This is a genomic window from Micromonospora lutea, assembly GCF_016863535.1.
Taxonomy (GTDB): Bacteria; Actinomycetota; Actinomycetes; order Mycobacteriales; family Micromonosporaceae; genus Micromonospora; species Micromonospora lutea.
This window is the reverse complement of record NZ_BOPB01000009.1, coordinates 147262-167960: the sequence shown is the minus strand read 5'-3', so window position 1 is coordinate 167960 and position 20699 is coordinate 147262. Positions and strand designations below refer to the sequence as shown.

At 70.8% G+C, this 20699-nt stretch carries 17 protein-coding genes; 7 read left to right on the top strand and 10 right to left on the bottom strand.

The window, feature by feature from the left end; translation table 11 throughout:
- Window positions 1-41: 41 nt before the first annotated feature.
- The 3 genes from Vlu01_RS08540 to Vlu01_RS08530 are packed head-to-tail and all read left to right on the top strand — an operon-like array spanning window position 42 to window position 3823.
- Window positions 42-2432, top strand: a complete 2391-nt coding sequence (locus Vlu01_RS08540; RefSeq protein WP_203996347.1) for a sensor histidine kinase — start codon at window positions 42-44, stop codon at window positions 2430-2432.
- Window positions 2433-2858 carry a roadblock/LC7 domain-containing protein gene (locus Vlu01_RS08535; protein ID WP_203996346.1) on the top strand — a complete coding sequence of 142 codons (426 nt, stop codon included), beginning with the start codon at window positions 2433-2435 and terminating at the stop codon, window positions 2856-2858. It begins immediately after the preceding gene.
- The gene (locus tag Vlu01_RS08530) at window positions 2855-3823 is read left to right on the top strand and encodes a TAXI family TRAP transporter solute-binding subunit (protein ID WP_203996332.1); all 969 of its coding nucleotides are present in this window, start codon (window positions 2855-2857) and stop codon (window positions 3821-3823) included. Before Vlu01_RS08535 ends, Vlu01_RS08530 begins: the two co-directional genes overlap by 4 nt.
- A gap of 78 nt (window positions 3824-3901) precedes the next feature.
- Here the strand turns inward: Vlu01_RS08530 and Vlu01_RS08525 are convergent, their stop codons facing one another.
- The 8 genes from Vlu01_RS08525 to Vlu01_RS08490 form a co-directional block, all read right to left on the bottom strand.
- Window positions 3902-4711 carry an ABC transporter permease gene (locus tag Vlu01_RS08525; protein ID WP_203996330.1) on the bottom strand — a complete coding sequence of 270 codons (810 nt, stop codon included), beginning with the start codon at window positions 4709-4711 and terminating at the stop codon, window positions 3902-3904.
- Between the two features lie 9 nt (window positions 4712-4720).
- Window positions 4721-5515, bottom strand: a complete 795-nt coding sequence (locus Vlu01_RS08520; RefSeq protein ID WP_203996328.1) for an ABC transporter permease — start codon at window positions 5513-5515, stop codon at window positions 4721-4723.
- A gap of 21 nt (window positions 5516-5536) precedes the next feature.
- On the bottom strand, window positions 5537-6469 hold the full coding sequence (locus tag Vlu01_RS08515; RefSeq protein ID WP_203996326.1) for an ABC transporter ATP-binding protein: 933 nt from the start codon (window positions 6467-6469) through the stop codon (window positions 5537-5539).
- Between the two features lie 62 nt (window positions 6470-6531).
- Entirely contained in the window at window positions 6532-7074 is a 543-nt protein-coding gene (locus Vlu01_RS08510) for a hypothetical protein (protein WP_203996325.1), read from the bottom strand.
- A gap of 2 nt (window positions 7075-7076) precedes the next feature.
- On the bottom strand, window positions 7077-8942 hold the full coding sequence (gene dnaG / locus Vlu01_RS08505) for a DNA primase (protein WP_203996324.1): 1866 nt from the start codon (window positions 8940-8942) through the stop codon (window positions 7077-7079).
- 125 nt (window positions 8943-9067) lie between these two features.
- Window positions 9068-9913: a siderophore-interacting protein gene (locus Vlu01_RS08500; RefSeq protein WP_203996323.1), complete on the bottom strand. Its 846-nt coding sequence runs from the start codon at window positions 9911-9913 to the stop codon at window positions 9068-9070.
- A gap of 52 nt (window positions 9914-9965) precedes the next feature.
- Window positions 9966-11207, bottom strand: a complete 1242-nt coding sequence (locus Vlu01_RS08495) for a deoxyguanosinetriphosphate triphosphohydrolase (RefSeq protein ID WP_203996322.1) — start codon at window positions 11205-11207, stop codon at window positions 9966-9968.
- The gene (locus Vlu01_RS08490) at window positions 11204-11557 is read right to left on the bottom strand and encodes a VOC family protein (RefSeq protein ID WP_203996321.1); all 354 of its coding nucleotides are present in this window, start codon (window positions 11555-11557) and stop codon (window positions 11204-11206) included. Before Vlu01_RS08490 ends, Vlu01_RS08495 begins: the two co-directional genes overlap by 4 nt.
- Before the next feature lie 289 nt (window positions 11558-11846).
- On the opposite strand from Vlu01_RS08490, the gene Vlu01_RS08485 reads away from it, so the two are divergent.
- Window positions 11847-12347 carry a roadblock/LC7 domain-containing protein gene (locus Vlu01_RS08485; RefSeq protein WP_203996319.1) on the top strand — a complete coding sequence of 167 codons (501 nt, stop codon included), beginning with the start codon at window positions 11847-11849 and terminating at the stop codon, window positions 12345-12347.
- A gap of 212 nt (window positions 12348-12559) precedes the next feature.
- Here Vlu01_RS08485 and ppdK read toward each other — a convergent pair whose 3' ends face one another.
- Entirely contained in the window at window positions 12560-15268 is a 2709-nt protein-coding gene (ppdK, locus tag Vlu01_RS08480) for a pyruvate, phosphate dikinase (protein WP_203996304.1), read from the bottom strand.
- 254 nt (window positions 15269-15522) lie between these two features.
- Between ppdK and Vlu01_RS08475 the strand changes: the two genes are divergently transcribed.
- Window positions 15523-17334: a beta-N-acetylhexosaminidase gene (locus tag Vlu01_RS08475; protein WP_373307318.1), complete on the top strand. Its 1812-nt coding sequence runs from the start codon at window positions 15523-15525 to the stop codon at window positions 17332-17334.
- 442 nt (window positions 17335-17776) lie between these two features.
- On the top strand, window positions 17777-18433 hold the full coding sequence (locus tag Vlu01_RS08470; protein WP_203996302.1) for a C39 family peptidase: 657 nt from the start codon (window positions 17777-17779) through the stop codon (window positions 18431-18433).
- 64 nt (window positions 18434-18497) lie between these two features.
- Here Vlu01_RS08470 and dusB read toward each other — a convergent pair whose 3' ends face one another.
- Entirely contained in the window at window positions 18498-19643 is a 1146-nt protein-coding gene (gene dusB, locus Vlu01_RS08465; protein ID WP_239095784.1) for a tRNA dihydrouridine synthase DusB, read from the bottom strand.
- Between the two features lie 104 nt (window positions 19644-19747).
- On the opposite strand from dusB, the gene Vlu01_RS08460 reads away from it, so the two are divergent.
- Complete coding sequence (locus tag Vlu01_RS08460; protein WP_239095783.1) at window positions 19748-20695, top strand: ferritin-like domain-containing protein; 948 nt, start codon at window positions 19748-19750, stop codon at window positions 20693-20695.
- Window positions 20696-20699: the final 4 nt, after the last annotated feature.

The following is a 20699-nucleotide window of genomic DNA, read 5'->3' as shown; positions in this document are numbered from 1 at the left end:
CGTGTGCCCTGACCCGGCCGCCCAGACCTCGGGAGACCCCCGTGCCGCTGTCCTCGCTGGCCCGCGTGCGCCGACACAACCATCCGTCCGGTCACACCGGTCGACTGTGGTCCGTACGTACCCAACTGCTCGCACCGATCCTGATCGCCACCGCCGGCCTGCTCGTGCTGGGCGCCATCCAGACCGGTGACGCTCTGGCCGCCTCCACCGACGCCGAACGGGCCCGGGTACTCGCCGGCACCGCCACCACCACCGTTTCGCTGGTGCACGAGCTGGAACGGGAACTCGGCGAGACGGCCGCGCTACGCCAGCGCGGCGGGACCTCCGGCCGACAGTTGGTCGACGCCCAGCGGCGTCGGGTCGACGAGGCCAGCGAGCGCTATCAGACCGCCAGCTCCGAGGCCCGCCGCACCGCACCGGACCTCGGTCGCGCCCTCGATGGCGTGACCGAGCACCTCGACCAGCTCGGCGAGGCCCGGGCCACCGCGCTCACCACCGACAACGCGGACGGGCTCTACGTGGCACTGGTGGAGTCGTTGCTCGCGGTCGCCGACGCGCTCCCCGCCCAGCTACGTGACCCCGAGCTGGCCAACCGCGCCCGTGAGGTGGCGGCGGTCGCATCCCAGGAACACCTGGCGTCGCTGGAACGTGACCTGCTACGGGCCATCTTCATCCGGGGTGAGCTGGCCGGCGGCGAACTCACCCGGTTGGGTCGGCTACGCGGAGCACAGGAACAGCGGCAGGCCGAGTTCTCCCGGATCGCCGGGGAACGCGCCACCGACGCGTACACCCGGCTGATCGCCGGAGGCGACGTCTCCACCGCGCGGCGAATGCGCGACAGCGCGTTGAACGCCGACACCGAACCGTCCGCGCTCGCCGCCGACGGCGACGCCTGGTACGTCGCCCAGAGCGGCGCCATCCGCCGGTTCAACCTGCTCGGCCGGGAACTCTCCGACGAACTCGACCGGCGCGCCGCGAAACTGGCCGCCGACGCCCGTCAACGGGCGCTGGTCACCGGTGGTTCCACCGCCACGCTGGCGCTGGTCTCGCTGACCGCCGCCGCGCTGCTGGCGGTACGCACCAGCCGCCGGCTACGCCGGCTGCGGGTCGCGGCGCTGGCCATGGCACATCGGGAACTGCCCGAGCGGATCACCGCCATCGCGGCCGGTGACAGCACTCGGAGCGAGGGCTCGGCCTCGCAGCTCACCGCGGGAATCAGCAGTGGACGCGATGAGATCGCCCAGGTGGCCGAGGCCTTCGACACCGTCAACCGGGCGGCGCTTCGACTCGCCGGTGAGCAGGCCGAGCTGCGCATGGACGTGACCCGGATGGTCGAGGCGCTGGCCCGCCGCATCCGTACGCTGATCACCCGGCAGCTGCGGCTGCTCGACGAGTTCGAGCAGGAGGAGACGGATCCGGACGCGCTGGCTCGGCTCTTCGCACTCGACCACCTCGCCGCCCGGATGCGGCGCAACGGGGAGAACCTGCTGGTCCTCGCCGGCGGCGAGCCCGGACGGGCGCACGACGGGCCGCATCTGGTGGCCGATGTGGTCCGCGGTGCCGCCTCCGAGATCGAGGAGTACGCCCGGGTCGAGATCGACGTGCCCACCGCCGGCGTGCAGGGCTCGGCGGTGGGCAACCTGGTGCATCTGCTGGCCGAGTTGCTGGAGAACGCCACCTCGTACTCGCCGCCGCACACCACCGTGCACGTGGACGGTCGACGTACCGTCGACGGGCTGACCCTGCGCGTACACGACCAGGGCATCGGCATTGGCGAGAGTCGACTGGCCGAAATCAACGAGAGGCTGCGCGCCCCGGCCGTGTTGTCCAGCGCCGCGGCCGGCAGCATGGGCCTGCACGTGGTGGCACACCTGGCTGCCCGGCACGGGATCCAGGTGCGGCTACACAGTGCCGGTGCCGGGACGGTGGCCCAGGTGGACGTGCCGGAGGCGGTGCTGACCCGGGTGGAACAGTTCGCCGGCCGCCCGAGCGCCGTCGGCCGCCCGGCTTCTCCGGGCGTCCACGCCTGGTTCCGGCACCAGGGCGCGGAGACCGCTCCGACGGCGGTCGCTGCCGCGACGGATCGCTTCGACGTGCACCGGGCTCCGACGATGACGTTGCCGGTGGTGGGCAACGGCGCGACCTGGGCACCCGGGCAGCCCGTCGGTGTCGCGCCGAGCGGACCGCCCCCGCCGACCAACGGTGCGTCGGCCTGGCGACCCGGCACCACCCGCACCGAGGACGCCACCGCGGTTGGCCTGCCCCGGCGGGTACGCGGCGGCGGCCTTCAGTCCGAACTGCACGACGTGCCGCCGCCGCAGGCCGCGCCGGACCTGCTCGACCCCGAGGTGGTACGAGCCCGGCTCTCCGCGCTCTCCGCCGGGGTGGCCCACGCGATGCGACGCAACCAGCAGACGAACGGGAGACCCTAGATGACGCCCAACGGCAGCCCTGGCCTCGACTGGCTTCTGGCGAACTTCGCTGAGCAGGTGCCGGACGTGTCGCACGCCCTCGCCGTTTCCGGGGACGGGCTGCGGCTGGCGGCCTCACCGCACCTCTCGACCGATCAGGCCGACCAGCTCGCCGCCGTGATCAGCGGCCTGGCCAGCCTGACCATCGGCGCGGCCCGACTGATGTCCGCTGGCCGGGTCCGACAGCAGATCGTCGACATGGACGGCGGGGTACTGCTGGTGATGGCGGTCGGTGACCGTGCCCTGCTCGGCGTGCTGGCCGCCGCCGGATGCGATCTGGGTCAGATCGGTTACGAGACGGCGACGCTGGTCCAGCGGGTCGCCGAGGCCCTCGAACCGGCCGTCCGGTCCTGGGCTGATCACCAGCCCGGCGGAGTGCCGGCATGAGTCGGGGCCGACGGTTGGTGGCGACACTGCTGGCGGTCGCGCTCCTCACCGCCTGCGGCGCCGAGGACACCTCGGAGCCGCGTCCGTGGCACGACGGGCGGATCTTCCTCGCCACCGGCAACACCACCGGGGTCTACTACCAACTCGGTGGTGGCTACGCCGACGTGATCAGCCGCCACCTGCCCGGCTACGAGGCTCGCGCCGAGCCGACCGGCGCCTCCGGTGAGAACATCACCCGGCTGGCCGACGGGGACATGGAGATCGCCTTCAGTTTGGCCGACACCGCGGCGGACGCCATCGCCGGACGCGGTGCCTTCAACGGCCGTCCGCAACCGGTTCGCGCGCTGGCCCGGGTCTACAGCAACTACACCCACGTCATCGTCCGGGCCGACGCGCAGATCGCCGCCCTCTCCGGACTGCGCGGCAAGCGGGTCTCCACCGGATCGCCGAAATCCGGCACCGACGTCATCGCCGCCCGGATGCTCGCCGCCGCCGGGCTCGATCCCGAGCGGGACGTACGTCGGGCCCGGCTCTCGTTGCCGGAGACGGTGGCCCGGATGCGCAGCGGCACCCTCGACGCGATGTTCTTCTCCGGCGGGCTGCCCACTCCGGGCATCGCCGACCTGCTCACCAACGCACCCGACCGGTTCCGGCTGCTGCCGATCGCCGACCTGATCGAGCCGTTGAACGCCACGCACGGCTCGGTCTACACCACCGGCGAGCTGCCCCGCGACGCCTACGACACGCCATCGGACACCCCGACCGTGACGGTCGCCAACGTGATCCTGGTCAGCGCGGAGATGCCTGACGACCTGGCGTACGACCTGACTCGCCTGCTCTTCACCTACCAGGCCGACCTGGCCCTGGCGCACCCCGAGGCGCGCAACTTCGACCGTGAGTCCGCCGCCACCACCGACCCCATCCCCCTGCATCCCGGCGCCGCCCGCTACTACCAGGGCGGCTGACCCGCCGCCCCCACTCCCGGCTCCCGGCCCGCTGCTCGGCGCTCGCTGCTCGCGGCGCGATGGTCGGACGGGCGGGACCTACTTGTAGAGCAGTTGGCTCATCCGGCGAGAGGCGATCAGCAGACCGATCGTCAGCACCACGAGCAGGTAGAGCACGTCGAGCAGCCAACTCCAGCCACCAGTGTCGACGGTCAGCGTGCGGATCAGGTGCACCGCCCGGTAGAGCGGGGTCACCTCGACCAGCCACCGCAGCACCGCCGGATACGCCTCGGCGGGCACGAAGGTGCCGGAGAACAGGAACAGGACGAACTGCGCGGAGCTCATCAGGTCGAAGTCCTGCCAGCTGCGCATGAACGTGGAGATCGCCATGCCGAGCGCGCCGAACGCGAAGCCGACCAGCACCGCGGCGGGGAACGCGGCGAGCGCGCGGGCCGGCGCGGTCAGGTCCATCGCCACCATCACCACGAGGAACGCGGCCGAGTACGCGCTGCCCCGCAGCATCGCCCAGGCCAGTTCGCCGAGGGCGATCTCGAACGGCTGCACCGGGGTCGCGATGACCCCGTCGTACAGCTTCATGTACTTCATCTTCCCGAAGAAGTTGAAGGTGGTCTCCGCCAGTGCGCCGGTCATCGCCGACGAGGCGAGCATGGCCGGGGCGACGAAGGCCGCGTAGCTGACGACCGTACCGCCGGGCAGCGTCAGGTCGCCGATCAGCGCGCCCACCCCGACGCCGATGGACAGCAGGTAGAGCAGCGGCTCGACGAAACCGGAGACGAGCAGCAGCCAGTAGACGGACCTCAGGGCCGCGACGTTCCGCTCGGTGACCGACGCGGACCGCCGGGAGGCGGCCGAGACGTCGACCAGCCGGGGCAGCATCAGACTGACCATGACCCTCTCCTAGACGACGAGCCGGCGGGCGAAGACGCGGCGGGCGAGCAGCCATCCCCCGGCCGACCAGGCCGCCAGATAGCACAGGTGGCCGACCACCGACCAGTACGGGGCCACGCCGAGCACCGCTGCCCGGCACAGGTCCACGGCGTGCCAGAGCGGCGTGACGTACGCGAGCCAACGCAGCACCAGCGGCAGCGACTCGACCGGGAAGAACACCCCGGCGAACAGGGTCATCGGGATCACCGCGAAGCGGAACAGCATGGCTAGCCAACTGTCCGAGTCGACCGATGCCGCGTACGCGAAGGTGGGTGCGGCGACGGCCAGCGCGAGCAGCGCCGCCACCGGGATCGCCAACACCGCCCACGGTGACCGCAGCGCCCCCAGCGCGCCGGTCACCAGGAGAAACGCGATGACGGAGGTGAGTACCCGGAACAGCACGAACGCCAGGTGGCCGGCGAGGATGTCGTCGACCCGCAGCGGAGCCGAGCGTTGTCCGAAGTAGATCTTCTGCCATTGCAGGTTGCCGAAGACCGGCCAGGTCGACTCGGCGATCGCCACCTGCATCGCCGTCGACGCGAGCAGCCCACCGACGATCCACTCAAGGTACGAGACGCCACCGACGCCACCGTCGATGTACGCCCCGACGCCCACCCCGAACCCAAGCACGGTCAGCGTGGGCAGCAGGAAGGACGAGAAGGCGCCGGCCCGCCAGGTGCGCCGGTAACCCACCAGGTGGTATTCGAGCACCGCGAGGGCGGGCACCCGAGGCAGGGCGGGTCGGTCCCGGGTCAGTTGTGTCATGGCAGCCCTTCCTGTCCTGACTCAGTCGACGAGGGTGCGGCCGGTGAGGTGCAGGAAGACGTCTTCCAGGCTGCTGCGCCGGACCAGCACGTTGGTCGGGTTCAGGCCGAGCGCGGCCACCTCGGCCACCGCCGCGTCACCATCGGGCACGTAGACCAGGACCCGGTCGGGCAGTACCTCGACGCGCTCCCCCAGCGCGTTCAGCTTGCCGGCGAACGCCTCCTGCGATTCGGCGGCGAACCGCAGCTCCACCACTTCGCGGGTGGCGTGCTGCTCGATGAGCGCCCGCGGTGATCCCTCGGCGACGATCCGGCCGCCGTCCATCACCACCAACCGGTCACAGAGCTGTTCGGCCTCGTCCATGTAGTGCGTGGTGAGCACCAGTGTCACGCCCTGCTGCTTGAGCCGGAACAGGCGTTCCCAGACCAGATGCCGGGCCTGCGGGTCGAGGCCGGTGGTCGGCTCGTCGAGCAGCACGATCTCCGGCTCGTTGACCAACGCGCGGGCGATGGTGAGCCGACGCTTCATGCCGCCGGAGAGCGGCTCGACCTTGCTGTCCGCGCGGTCGCTGAGCTGCACGAAGTCGAGCAACTCGACGGCCCGTGCCCGGGCCACCCGGCGTGAAATGCCGAAGTAGCGCGCGTACGTTGTCAGGTTTTCCCGGACGGTCAGCTCCGGGTCGAGGTTGTCGAGTTGTGGGCATACGCCGAGACGAGCCCGGATGGCCGGGCCGTCGCGCACCGGGTCCATGCCCAGGATGCGCAGCTCCCCGCCGGTGGGCGGCGACGTGCAGCCGACCATCCGCATGGTGGAGGACTTGCCGGCGCCGTTGGGCCCCAGGAAGCCGAACGCCTCACCGGCGCCGACCTCCACGTCGATGCCGTCGACGGCCGTGAAGTCGCCGAACCGCTTCACCAGCCCCCGGGCCTGGATGAGTGGTGGTGCCATGGTCACCCCCGGACCCTAGACACCGCATCCGACACTTCCCAGCGGATTAACCCGTCGGGAAACAGGGGTTAGAGATTCTGGGGGGTGGTGGCGGCGCGGGCGGCCGCGACGAGGCGGTCGGTCTCGGCGAGGACGTCGGGGTCGTCGGTGGGGGTGCCGGGGTCGTAGTGGACCATCCAGGTCAGACCGTCGCGGCCGGAGATCCGGCGACCGACGACCCGGCCCGATCCGCCGGGCAGGGCGTGGTGCTGGGTGTACGCCACCGACCGCGTGACCCGGGTGCGCACCTGGTCCGGCAGGTCATCCGGATCGAGCAGCAGGTGCCGCTCGGCCGGACGGTCGGCGATCACCAGGTAACCGTCCCGCTCGGCGACCTGCTCGCCCGGTGTCACGGTCAACTCCCGGCCCGACCAGACGGCCTTGACGACATCGTGCCAACCGATCCGGTGGTCCCGGCCCGGCAGCCAGAGCCCGAGGTTGGTGGCGACCACCACCCCGTCGCTCTCGCCCTCGCCGTTGCCGGCGGCAGCCCAGGCCAGCACCCGTTCGTCGCGCTCCAACGGCGGCCGATCGGCCGGTGGCAGCTTCGGCCTGCGGCGGAACAGTGGCATCCCTACAACCCTCCCGCCGCCTGCTCGCGCAGGGCGCGGGCGTGCTGCTCCAGCGAGAGCAGCTCACCGAAGGCGGCGAAGTACTCGTCCTTGTTGTTGACCGGATTGATCCGCTGAATGCGTGACTTCAGTTCCCGGATGCGTGCGGTCACCGACCCCCACTGCAGTCGGGCCATGGTGATCGAGACGTAGCGCGGATCCGGCTCACCGTCGATCCGAAGCGGTTCCACGGCCAGTTCACCGACGAGAGCCTGGGCGGCGAGGTCCTCGCAGGCGTCGCGTACCGCTTCGATCCACACCGCGCCGCCGGCCGCCGAGGCGACCCCGCCGGCTGCCGCGACCGCCGCCCGGACGGCCACGTGCACCGGGTGCCGGTAGTCGCCGGCCTCGACGGCGTCGAACATCGGGCCGGCCAGCACCGGCTCCTGGAGGGCCAGCTTCAACGCCTCCCGCTCGACCATCGACTGTGGGCTGTCCACGCTCGGCTCGGTCCGCGCCGGCCGTGCGGCCGGACCGTCGGCGGGGCGTCCCGAGGCGGCGGCCAGCACCGCCCGCTGCACCGGCTCGATCTCCATGCCGAGGTCACCGGCGAGCTTACGGACGTACTCCGGGCGCTTCTCCCGGTCCTTGAGCTTCGCCACCAGAGGCGCGGCCCGCCGCATCGCCTCGACCCGACCGTCGACGGTGTCCAGGTCGTACCGGCTGATCACGTGACGCAGCGCGAAATCGACGAGCGGCTCGCGGCGGGCGACCAGGTCACGCACAGCCAGGTCGCCCTTTGCCAGGCGCAGCTCGCACGGGTCCATGTTGTCGGGGCTGACCGCGATGAAGGTACGCCCGACGAAGCGCTGGTCGTCGTCGAAGGCGCGCAGCGCGGCCTTCTGCCCCGCCGCGTCCCCGTCGAACGTAAAGATGATCTCGCCAGCGACCGCGTCGGTGTCCAGCAGCAGCCGGCGTAGCACGCTGATGTGATCGGTGCCGAAGGCGGTGCCACAGGTCGCCACCGCGGTCGGTACGCCGGCCAGGTGGCACGCCATCACGTCCGTGTAGCCTTCGACCACCACCACCCGGCCCTGCTTGGCGATCTCCCGTTTGGCCTGGTCGATGCCGTACAGCAGGTGGGATTTCTTGTAGATCGGCGTCTCGGGGGTGTTCAGGTACTTCGGGCCGTCGTCGTCGGCGAAGAGCTTGCGCGCGCCGAAGCCGATCACGTCACCGGTCAGGTCCCGGATCGGCCAGAGCAGCCGACGGCGGAACCTGTCGATCAGGCTGCCCGAGCGGGCCGGACGGGACAGCCCCGCGGTGACCAGTTCGTCGTGGCTGAAGCCACGCTGACGCAGATGCTTGGTGAGCAGATCCCACCCGTCGGGGGCGAAGCCGCAGCCGTACCGCTCGGCGGCCGCCCGGTCGAAGCCACGCTCGGCCAGGAACTCCCGGGCGGGACGCGCACCGGCCGTGGCCAACTGCGCCGTGTAGAACTCGACGGCGGCGGCGTGCGCGGCGACCAGCCGCTGCTTCTGCCCCTGCTGCGCTCGGTTCGGCCGAGGCGCGGGCCGGTCGTCCTCCACGTACCGCAGTTGCAGACCGGCGCGGGCGGCGAGCCGCTCCACCGCCTCGACGAAGCTGAGGTGCTCGGCGTCCATCAGGAACTTGATGGCGTCACCACCGGCACCGCAGCCGAAGCAGTACCAGACGTTACGGGCGGGCGAGACGTTGAACGACGGACTCTTCTCGTCGTGGAAGGGGCAGAGCCCCTTGAGGTTGCCGCCGCCCGCCGACTTGAGCGTCACCGTATCGGAGATGATCTCGGCGATGGACGTACGCTCGCGGACCAACGCGATGTCCTCGTCCCGGATCCGCCCCGCCATGCCGCCACCTCCTCGACCTACATCCTGCCCTGCCCACCCTGGGCGTAAGGAAGGGCCCCTTGTTAACGCCTCCGGTATAGGAAGGGGCCCTTCCTAACATCTGAGGCGGGGCGATGAGGTGGTCGTCAAGCGAGCGACACGGGAACGCGCGACTGTTCGTCCGCCTCGACCGCGCGGTTCCAGTCGGGCTTGGTGGCCCGCCAGCCCTCGTCGTCCAGGCCCTTACGCCAGTAACCGGAGATGGACAGCCACTCGCGGGGAATCGACCGCTCCACCCGCAGCAACCGGCGCAACTGGCGGACGAAGGACGCTTCACCGTGCACGAAGGCATGCACCGTGCCGGCCGGGAAATCCAGCCCTTGCACCGCAGTCACCAACGCCTCACCCACCGGGCGTACGCCCCGGTGCAACCAGGTCAGTCGCACCGCGCCGGGGCTGGGTAGCGGCTGCTCGTCGGCCGGGCCGTCGACCTCGACGAAAACGTACGCGGGCGCGTCGGCCGGCAGCCGGGCCAGGGACGCGGCGATCGCCGGCAGGGCGCTCTCGTCGCCGACCAGCAGGTGCCAGTCGGCGTCCGGGCTCGGCGCGTACGCCCCACCCGGGCCGACGAACAGCACCTCGTCGCCGGGACGCAGCGCCGCCGCCCATGGGCCGGCCAACCCCTCGTCGCCGTGATGCACCACGTCGACGGTCAACTCACCTGCCATCGCATCCCACGCACGCACCGTGTACGCGCGCTGCCGGGGCCACTGCTCGCGAGGCAGGTCACGGCGGATGGCGGCAAGATCGATCGGGCGCGGGTGGTCGATCCCGGCGACCGGAAAAACAATCTTGATGTAGTGGTCGGTGAACTCGCCGACCGGCAGGCCGGCCAGTTCCTCTCCGCCGAGCACCAGCCTGACCACGCTCGGCGTGGGCCGCCAGGTGCGCAGTACGCGGGCGGAGGTGACCTTCTTCGAGCGATCCGTCATTCGGTTAGGCTAACCTCACTCGCGGCGGGCCGGCCTACCCCGGGTGCCGGAGTCAACTTCTGATCAGACGATCGTGCCAGGCCACGGCGGCGGGATCGGTCAACGAGGCTACCTGGTCGATCACCACCCGCAATCGGGCGTCGTCGCCGGGTGCGTCCCGCCAGAGCGGGGCGAAAACCGGGTCGAGCGCTTCCGGTGCCCGCGCGGCCAGGGTCGCCACCAGCTCCGCGACGATCTCCCGCTGCCGCTGGTAGCGGCCCTGCGCACCGGGTCGACGCATCACGTAGCGCAGGGCGATGCCCTTGAGCAGCGCACACCGGGCGCGCAACGGCCGGGGCACGATCAGGTCGGCCGCGTACCGCCGGTGTGGTCCCGGGCCGAACCGTTCGGTGGTGGCGGCGACGGCGGTCGCCACGAACCGACCGGTCAGCACGCTGGTGGTGGCCTTGAGCGCGGCCTGGGCTCGATGACTGCCGTCGTAGCCGATCAGCGGGTCGAGCACCGGGTCGGCGAGCAACTCGGCCAGTGCCTGGTCAAGGTAGTCGGGCGACTCGGTCGAGTAGACGGCGGCGACGTCGGCGCAGAGCGCCAGCCGCTCGTCGGAGTCGGCGCGCAGCGGCTCCAGCGTGAGGTACCCACCATGGATGCCGTCCTCGACGTCGTGCACCGAGTACGCCACGTCGTCCGCCCAGTCCATCACCTGCGCCTCCAGGCAGCGCCGCTCCCCGGCCGGGGAGCCCTGCCGAAGCCAGGCGAAGGCGGGCAGGTCGTCGTCGTACGCCCCGAACTTGCGCCGGCCAGGTCGGCGGGTCCACGGGTACTTGCCGACCGCGTCGAGCGAGGCGCGAGTCAGGTTCAGCCCGGCGGACGTCCCGTCCGGGCCGTACACCTTGGCTTCCAGCCGGGTCAGCACGCGCAGCGTCTGGGCGTTGCCCTCGAAGCCGCCGCAGTCGGCGGCCAACTCGTCGAGCGCGCTCTCGCCGTTGTGACCGAACGGCGGGTGACCGAGGTCGTGCGCCAGCCCGGCGGTGTCCACCACGTCCGGATCGCAGCCCAGCCGGGCACCCATCTCCCGGGCGATCTGGGCCACCTCCAGCGAGTGGGTCAGCCGGGTACGCAGGAAGTCGTCGGTGCCGGCGGTGTGCACCTGGGTCTTCGCGGCCAGCCGACGGAACGCCGCCGAGTGCAGCACCCGCGCCCGGTCCCGCTCGTACGGCGACCGGCCGTGCTCCGGGTCCTTGACCGGCTCCGCCACCCGACGCGCCGCGTCCGGCTCACCGGACGCAGCACTCAATTTCCACGCTGCCGCAGTACGCAGAACTCGTTGCCCTCCGGGTCGGCCAACACCGTCCAGTCGTCGCCGTCCTGGCCGATGTCGACGTGCCGGGCACCCATGTCGACCAGCCGTTCCACCTCGGCCTCCCGGTCGGCCGGGCGCAGGTCGAGGTGCAGCCGGTTCTTACCCTCCTTGACGCCGGTCACCGGAACGAAGACGATGCCGGGCAACCGGTCGATGCTCTGCCGAATCTCCACCTCGTCCGGCCGTTCCTCGACCACCTGGTACCCGAGCGCCTCAGCCCACCAGCGGGCCAGCCGCCCCGGGTCCCGAGCGTCGATGGTCAGGCTCTCCCATACGCTGGTCATCCGGACACCGCCACCGCGACTCCGACAGCCTCTGACAACTCGGCACGCGATTCCATCCGGCCACCCCTTCGCGAAGACGGTCCATGGGCGAAGTCAGGTTACGCCCGTGGGCTCGGTTCGGCGCGTCGGCGACCTGCGCCCGGCGGGTCCACATCCTCCGATCAGACGAGAGTTGTCGCCCGATTGCCGACGGTGACGGGATCGCACTCTTCGTCATCCACGGGTAGCGTCGCCATCGCGGAACGTCACCCGTTGCAGCGCAAACACGACCGGTGGGAGAGACACGCTCGTGAACGCAGAGACGATGATGGGTACCGAACTGCGGGGGCTGCGTCGACGCCGTCCCGAGGTCGCCGGCACGGTCCTCGCCGGCACGGACGGCCTGCTCATCTCCAGCGATCTGCCCACGACCGACGCCACCCACCTGGCGGCGCTCGCTGCGGCCAGCTTCGGCCTCGGGCATCGGATGGCGGCCACCGTGCGGCAGGGAGAGTTCCACGAATCCGTGGTGCACACGGCGGCCGGTTGCGTGGTCACCTATCCGGCCGGTCGAGACGCTCTGCTGACCCTGGTCGCCGAGTCGGGAGCGGATCTGGCGGCGTTGCGGGAGGAGGCCCGTGGGGTGGTCCGCCGCACCGGCCCGGCCCTGGCCGCCTGCCGCCGCCCGACCCTGCTGCCCCGCCAGGCGGATCCGCACGCTCCGCTGGCGGTACGCACCCCGATGGCCACGATGCCGAACCAGCGCCCCCGCCGTGACCCGTCATCAACCTGGCGTCGCCCCCCGATCTGACCCGCGCCCCCTGCCGCACACACGCCCACACGTGCCCGAGCAAACAGACGTGCGGGGACAGACGAGCGGACGAGCGGACGTGCATGCGGACGAGCGGACGTGCGACAACTTCGGGGATGTTGCTGCCTCGCGGGCTGCGGAACACAGCAACATCCCCGAACTTGCTGCCTTGCGGGCGGTCGCGCTTGCGGCGCGGTCGCAGGGCGGTGCGGTCAGCGGCTGTCCGAGCCGGTGGTGACCACTGCGGCGCGGCCGGCCTCCAACCGTGCCACCGGCACGCGGAACGGTGAGCAGGAGACGTAGTCCAGGCCGACGGAGTGGAAGAAGTGCACCGAGTCCGGGTCACCGCCGTGCTCGCCGCAGACTCCGATCTTGAGCCCGGGTCGGGCCGCCCGGCCCTCCTCGGCGGCGATGCGTACCAGCCGGCCGATCCCGTCGGCGTCGATGGACTCGAACGGTGAGATGCCGAAGATGCCCAGCTCCAGGTAGCGCCAGAAGAACGCTCCCTCCACGTCGTCGCGGGAGAAGCCCCAGCCCATCTGGGTCAGGTCGTTCGTGCCGAAGGAGAAGAACTCGGCGGCCTCGGCGATCTGCCCGGCGGTCAGCGCCGCCCGGGGCACCTCGATCATCGTGCCGATCAGCACGTCGACATCGCTGCCGCCGACCACCTCGGCGATGATCCGCTCGGCCTCGGTGCGTACCGTCTCCAGCTCCTGGACCGCGCCGACCAGCGGAACCATGATCTCCGGGCAGGACCGGACGCCCTGGCGGGCGCACTCCACGGCGGCCTCGGTGATCGCCCGGACCTGCATCGCGAAGAGGCCGGGGATGACCAGACCCAGGCGTACGCCGCGCAGCCCGAGCATCGGGTTCTCCTCGTGCATCCGGCGTACCGCCGCGAGCAGCGCCTCCTCCTTGGCGACGTCCTCGCCGCGTTCCTGGGCGACCGCCACGTTGACCGCGAGCTGCTCCAGCGGCGGCAGGAACTCGTGCAGCGGCGGGTCGATCAGCCGGACGGTGACCGGCAACCCGTCCATCTCCCGGAAGATCTCCACGAAGTCCGCCCGCTGCAACGGCAGCAGCGCGGCAAGTGCGTCGTCCCGCTCGGCCGGGTCGCGGGCCAAAATCAGCCGTTCCACCAGCTCCCGACGGTCACCGAGGAACATGTGCTCGGTGCGGCACAGTCCGATGCCTTCGGCGCCGAAGCGTCGGGCCCGGGCCGCGTCAGCGGCGGTGTCGGCGTTGGTCCGCACCGCCAGCCGCCGGTTGGCGTCGGCGTGCGACATGATCCGGTGTACGGCCCGGACCAGGGCGTCGTTCGTGGTCGCCGGGTCGACCTCGCCCTCGAAGTAGCGCACCACCTCGGAGGGCATCACCGGCACCTCACCCAGGTACACCTTGCCGGTGGTGCCGTCGATGGAGATCACATCACCCTCGGTGACCGTGTGTCCGGCCACGACGAACCGCCGCTTCGGTACGTCGATGTCCAGTTCGTCGGCGCCGGAGACGCAGGTCTTGCCCATCCCCCGGGCCACCACTGCGGCGTGGCTGGTCTTGCCGCCACGCGAGGTGAGGATGCCCTTGGCGGCGATCATGCCGTTCAGGTCGTCGGGGTTGGTTTCCCGGCGGACCAGGATGACAGGCTCGCCCTCGGCGGCCAGTTCGACCGCGCGGGCCGAGGTGAACACCACCTTGCCGACCGCAGCGCCCGGTGAGGCGCCGATGCCGGTGGCGACCGGCTGGAACTCGTGGTCGAGCTGGAAACGCGGGAACATCAGCTGGGCCAGTTGGGCGCCGTTGACCCGGTGCAGTGCCTCGTCGAGATCGACCAAACCCTCGTCGACCAGCTGACCGGCGATGACGAACGCGGCGGCGGCGGTGCGCTTGCCGACCCGGGTCTGGAGCATCCACAGCTTGCCGCGCTCGATGGTGAACTCGATGTCGCACAGGTCCCGGTAGTGCCGTTCCAGCCGGGCCATGTAGTCCAGCAGTTCGTCGTAGGACTCCTTGTCGATCCGCTCCAGCTCCTGCAACGGCACGGTGTTGCGGATGCCGGCGACGACGTCCTCGCCCTGCGCGTTGGCCAGATAGTCGCCGTAGATGCCCTGGACGCCGCTGGCCGGGTCGCGGGTGAAGGCCACGCCGGTACCGGAGTCGGCGCCGAGGTTGCCGAAGACCATCGCCACCACGTTCACCGCGGTGCCGAGATCGGCCGGGATGCGTTCCTGCCGACGGTAGACCACCGCCCGCTCGGCGTTCCACGAGTCGAACACCGCGCGTACCGCCAGGTCCAGTTGCTCGCGCGGCTCCTGCGGGAACTCCCGCCCGGTGTGCTTGCTGAAGATCTTCTTGTACGTGCCGACCAGCTCACGCAGGTCAGCCGCGTCCAGATCGAGGTCGTCGGTGGTGCCCCGGGCGCGCTTGGCCTCGTCGAGCGCGTGTTCGAACTCCTCGCCCGGCACGTCGCAGACCGTCTTGCCGAACATCTGGATCAGCCGCCGGTAGGAGTCCCAGGCGAATCGTTCGTTGCCCCCCGCCTGGGCCGCCAGTCCCACCACCGAACGGTCGTTGAGACCGACGTTGAGCACGGTCTCCATCATTCCGGGCATCGAGAACTTCGCCCCGGAGCGTACGGAGACCAGCAACGGGTCGTCCGGGTCGCCGAGGCGTCGGCCCATCTCGCGCTCCAGCGCCGCCAGGTGAGTGGCGATCTGGTCGGCCAGCCCGGCCGGTACCGAACCGGTGGCGAGGTACGCCTTGCACGCCTCGGTGGTGATGGTGAAGCCGGGCGGCACCGGCAGGCCGAGATTCGTCATCTCGGCCAGGTTCGCCCCCTTGCCGCCGAGCAGGTCCTTGAGATCCTTGTTGCCCTCGGCGAAGTCGTAGACGTACTTGTGCTCAACCGTCTCTTGCGCTGCCACCAGAGCCTCCCACGCGCCCGGATTGACACTTAACGAAGGTTAAGTTTTCAGATACCCCGGATCCACCACCTGGTAATCCGGAGGCCGTGCCGATCGGTGGGCGAAGGCTAAGCGACCAACGCGCAGCCCGGGAGCTTTCGGTGACAATGGGCACAGCAATCACGACCGTCCGCGTTCAGGACAGTTGTTGGGAACGATTCCACGCGCACATTCACGCAATTGCCGGCCTCCCCGTACGCTGGACGGCACGTTCCGTGACCACCTCCCCATCCATTGCCACAACCACCGCGAATACACCCCCGGGAGTCCTCGTGTCCGCCCCCACCGCCGCACCGGAACCACTCGACCCGTCCCGCACCGGCGACAGCGGCGCGCCGGCGGACGCCGCGGCCCAGGCGGTCGGGCGTACCGCCGGGGAGCTGGCCCGGGCGGCGGAGCGGACGGCGGCGGCGCTGCTCGCACCGGCGACGGCAATCCGGCTGGGCGACGTGGTGCCCGCTCCGGAACGCATCGAGCCCGACGCCACGGCCGGCTATCTGCTCGCCGACGACGCGGTGATCCGGGTCAGCGCCGATCCGGCCGCCGTGGCAGTCGCCGGACACCTCGCCGCGCTGCTGCGCCCGGCCACCGGATATCCGCTTCCGGTGACCGACACCGCCACGCCCGTCCCGGCCGGCGGCATCGCCCTCGAACTGAGCGGCGAGGCCACCCTCGGCGCGGAGGGCTACCGGCTCGACATCACCACCGACGGCGTACGCATCGCCGCCGGCACCGCCGCCGGTCTCTGGTACGGGGTGCAGACGCTGCGGCAACTGCTGCCGCCCGCCGTCGAGAACGCCACCCCGGTCACCGAACGCTGGATGCTGCCCGGCGGGTCGATCCTCGACCGCCCCCGCTACCCGCACCGGGGGGCGATGCTCGACGTGGCCCGGCACTTCTTCGGCGTCACCGACGTACTGCGGGTGATCGACCACCTGGCCCGCTACAAACTCAACCGGCTGCACCTGCACCTCACCGACGACCAGGGCTGGCGCATCGCGATCGACTCCTGGCCCCGGCTGGCCACCACCGGCGGGGCCGGCGCGGTCGGTGACGCCCCCGGCGGGTACTACACCCAGGCCGACTACCAACGGATCGTGGCGTACGCCGCCGACCGGCACATCACCGTGATCCCCGAGATCGACCTGCCCGGTCACACCCACGCCGCGCTGACCGCGTACGGCGAACTGGCCCCCGACGGGGTCGCGCCACCGCCGTACACGGGCACCGACGTCGGCTTCAGCTACGTCGACCCGGCCAACGAGCGGACGTACGACTTCGTCACCGATGTGCTCGGGGAGATCGCCGCGCTCACCCCCGGGCGGTGGCTGCACATCGGGGGCGACGAGGCGTTCAAGGTGCCCGCCGAGGTGTACGCCGCTTTCGTCGAACGGGTGCAGCGCATCGTCGCCGCGCTGGGCCGCGACGTGATCGGCTGGCACCAGATCGCCCCCGCCGCCCACGCCGACCGGCGGCTGCTCCAGTGGTGGGGTACGACCGGCGATGACCCGGTGACCGCCGAGGCGGTCCGCCGGGGGGCCCGGCTGATCCTCTCCCCCGCCAACCACGCATACCTCGACATGAGGTACGCCCCGGACACCCCGATCGGGCACGACTGGGCCGGCCTGATCGACGTACGCCAGGCGTACGACTGGGATCCCGCCAGCCATCTGGTCGGCGTACCGGCCGAGGCGGTGCTCGGCGTGGAGGCGCCGTTGTGGACCGAGTCGGTGACCAGCCTCACCGAGATCGAGTTCATGCTGTTCCCCCGGTTGCCCGCCATCGCCGAACTGGGCTGGTCACCCCGCTCGACGCACGACTGGGAGTCGTTCCGCGCCCGGCTGGCCGGGCACGGGCCGCGCTGGGCCACCGCGGGCATCGCGTACCACCGCAGCCCCGAGGTGCCCTGGCCGCAGCCGGCGACGCCGGTTCCCCATTCGCGGCAGCCGTCGACCAGCGGACACCCGGTCGAACGCTCGCCAGTCAGCGGTGCCGAGGGTCCGCCAGCTCGTGCCGGAACAGCTTGAGACTGAGGCCGGTCATCGAGGGGACAGGGCGGGCATCGGTTGGCTTGTTGCGTCGTATGTCGGGATCAGCCCGCTCATACACGCAGGTCGACGGCGAAATCGGATTGATTGTCCGGTTCGGCGGTGACCGGAGCCACCCCATCTGCGGAATCCCCGGGGCCGCCCGACGGTTGTACATGGCGTAACCGCGAGCGCCTCCGAGCGCCGACCCCCGGTCGGAATGACCCCCCACCGCCGGGCGTTACATCCCCCGGGACATCCGCTCCCCCCGCGAGCCCCCCGGAATGACCCCAGCGCATCCGGCGTTACATCCTCCCGGACAACACGTCCCGAGCACCGAGCGCCGGACGAACGTCGTAGCACTTTCCCCTTTCACGCAGGCCCGACCCGCATCCCCCATCGCGGGCGGAGCCGCGCACCCCCGATCGAAAGGTGAATCATCATGGCTACCACCATCCTGCGTAAGACCGCTCTGACCATCGCCGCTGCCGCCGCCACCGCCGGTGGGATCGCCGGCCCCGCCATCGCCGCCCAGGCCACCCCGGGTGTCCAGGCCAGCGCTGTGGTGCAGGCCGACCGCAAGTCCGGCGAGCGTGAGCTCAACGTGCGCTACGAGGCGCAGCCGAACTTCTACTACTGTGGCCCCGCCGCCGCCCGTAACGCGCTGAGCGTGCAGGGCAAGAACATCGACGTGGACGCCATGGCCAAGGAGATGCGTACCACCGAGGCCGGCACCGACTCCATCAACGACATCACCCCGGTGCTGAACAAGCAGACCGGCAAGGACGTCTACAAGTCGGTCGAGGTCCCCGGCACCAGGGCTGACGACAAGCAGACCGACAAGCTGCGCGACGATGTGGTCCGTACCATCGATGAGGGCCGTGCCGTGGTCGCCAACATCGCCGGCACCGCCACGGACACCGACGGTGTCGTGCACAGCTTCGAGGGCGGCCACTACATCAGCGTCGTCGGCTACCGGGACGGCGGCGAGACGGTCACCATCGCCGACTCCGCCAACCCCGCCCAGGCCTCCTACCGGATGAGCATCGACACGCTCGCCGACTGGATCGCCACCCGCGGCTACAGCGCCACCTCCTGACAACCGAACACCACGAAGGGCCGACCCGATTGGGTCGGCCCTTCGGCGTCTCGGGTGCGGAGTGTCAGCCGCCGGAGTCGTCCAGCTCGGCGCCCTCCGGAACGGTGTCGTCGTCGCGGCTGGCCAGCCAGCCGTCGGGCAGGAAGACCTTGCCGGGTGAGTTGGTACGGCCGCGCGGCTGGCCCAGCGTCTCCACCGGGAACGGCACCGTCGGGTCGAGCTTGCCGAGCAGGTCGTCCAGCTGGGCCAGGCTGTCGATCATCGCCAGGGAGCGGCGCAGCTCGCTGCCGATCGGAAAGCCCTTGAGATACCAGGCGACGTGCTTGCGGAAGTCGGTGCAGCCGTCCCGTTCACCACGGGCCGGGTTGCGGGCGCCAACGGTGAACTGCTCGACCAGCAGCTCGGCGTGCCGGCGCATGGTCACCGCCACCTCGCCGAGGCTCGGCAGCCGACGCTGCGGTGAGCCGTTGAACGCCGCCTCCAGATCGGCGAAGAGCCAGGGCCGGCCCAGGCAGCCACGGCCGATCACGACGCCGTCGACTCCGGTGTGCGCCACCATCCGCAGCGCGTCGTCGGCCTCCCAGATGTCGCCGTTGCCGAGCACCGGCACATCGAGCGCCTGCTTGAGGGTGGCGATGGCGTCCCAGTCCGCCGTGCCCGAGTACCGCTGCGCCGCCGTACGCCCGTGCAGGGCGACCGCGGCGACACCGGCCTCCTGAGCGGCGAGCCCCGCCTCGACGTACGTCAGGTGGTCGTCGTCGATGCCCTTGCGCATCTTGACCGTGACCGGCACCCCGGCGGGTGACGCGGCGTCCACCGCGGCCCGCACCAGGCGGGCGAAGAGCCGACGCCGCCAGGGCAGCGCCGCACCGCCACCACGACGGGTCACCTTCGGCACCGGGCAGCCGAAGTTGAGGTCGATGTGATCGGCGAGGTCCCGCTCCACCACGATCCGGACGGCGGCGGCGGTGGTCTCCGGGTCGGTGCCGTAGAGCTGGAGGCTGCGTGGGCGCTCGTCCGCCCCGAACGCGATCATCCGCAGCGTCTTCGGGTTCCGCTCGACCAGCGCCACCGTCGTGATCATCTCGCAGACGTAGATCCCGCCGCCCTGCTCACGGCACAACCCGCGAAACGCGGCGTTCGTGATCCCGGCTATCGGCGCGAGCACCACCGGCGGATCGACCACGTGTCTTCCCAGTTGCACAGCCACGCCTCCGACAATGACACACCGTTGGCAGCCAACTTCTCCGGGCGGTTGAGCTGACGCATCAGCGGGTTTACATTCGATCAACGAGCCCACCCCGGGAGGTTCTGTTGTCCGACCGGACGACCTCGATCGACAGCAGCTTCGCGGCCCAGTTCACGTGGGACTACGAGTCGACGAACAGCAACATGCGGCGCCTGTACGAGCAGGGCAAGGCCGCGCAGTGGAACGCCACGACGGACATCGACTGGTCCGTCGACCTCTCCTTCGATGCGCTGGTGACGCGCCGGCCCGGGTTCAGCGCGGCTCCGCTGCAGGTAGGCGGTCGGAAGTCCCCCGTGCCACCGGAGCTCTGGGACACCTTCAACTGGGAGTACCACTCCTGGCTGACGAGTCAGTTCCTCCACGGAGAGCAGGGCGCGTTGCTGGCCACCAGCCGGCTGGTCGAGGTGGTGCCCGACATCGACTCGAAGCTCTACGCCGGCGCTCAGGTCGCGGACGAGGCGCGCCACGTGGAGGTGTACGCGAAGTATCTGGCGCTGCTCGGCAACTCGTACCCGGTGAACCCGGCGCTACAGGAGATGCTCGGCGACGTCATTTCCGAGAGCCGCTGGGACGTCATCTACCTGGGTATGCAGATCATCGTCGAAGGGCTGGCCCTGGCGGTCTTCCGGATCGAACATGCTCGCTCGTTCAATCCCGTCATCCGCCGCATCACCGAACTGGTCGCCCGGGACGAGGCGCGTCACGTGGCTTTCGGGGTGCTCGCGCTCAAGGGCATGTACGCCGAGCTCAGCAGCCGTGAGCTGCGAGAACGGGAAGAGTTCGTCATGGAGTCCGCCCTGCTCATGGCCCGCAGATTCCGGCTCGAAGAGGTCTGGCAACGGCTGGACCTCGACGTCGACGCCGGCATCGCGTACGCCGCAGAAGACCCGGCGATGGCTGACTTCCGCCGACTGATGTTCTCGAAGATCGTCACCTGCCTCAATCAGCTCGGCCTGATGACCGACACCATCCGCAGCCACCTGCGTCAGCTCACCCTGCTGCGCCCGGCCTAGCCTC

Coding starts and splice junctions, on each gene's coding strand:
- Vlu01_RS08520 (WP_203996328.1), bottom strand. CDS start 5,515: ATGACACAACTGACCCGGGACCGACCCGCCCTGCCTCGGGTGCCCGCC.
- Vlu01_RS08470 (WP_203996302.1), top strand. CDS start 17,777: ATGGCTACCACCATCCTGCGTAAGACCGCTCTGACCATCGCCGCTGCC.
- Vlu01_RS08530 (WP_203996332.1), top strand. CDS start 2,855: ATGAGTCGGGGCCGACGGTTGGTGGCGACACTGCTGGCGGTCGCGCTC.
- dnaG (WP_203996324.1), bottom strand. CDS start 8,942: ATGGCGGGGCGGATCCGGGACGAGGACATCGCGTTGGTCCGCGAGCGT.
- Vlu01_RS08490 (WP_203996321.1), bottom strand. CDS start 11,557: ATGACCAGCGTATGGGAGAGCCTGACCATCGACGCTCGGGACCCGGGG.
- Vlu01_RS08510 (WP_203996325.1), bottom strand. CDS start 7,074: ATGCCACTGTTCCGCCGCAGGCCGAAGCTGCCACCGGCCGATCGGCCG.
- Vlu01_RS08525 (WP_203996330.1), bottom strand. CDS start 4,711: ATGGTCAGTCTGATGCTGCCCCGGCTGGTCGACGTCTCGGCCGCCTCC.
- Vlu01_RS08500 (WP_203996323.1), bottom strand. CDS start 9,913: ATGACGGATCGCTCGAAGAAGGTCACCTCCGCCCGCGTACTGCGCACC.
- Vlu01_RS08535 (WP_203996346.1), top strand. CDS start 2,433: ATGACGCCCAACGGCAGCCCTGGCCTCGACTGGCTTCTGGCGAACTTC.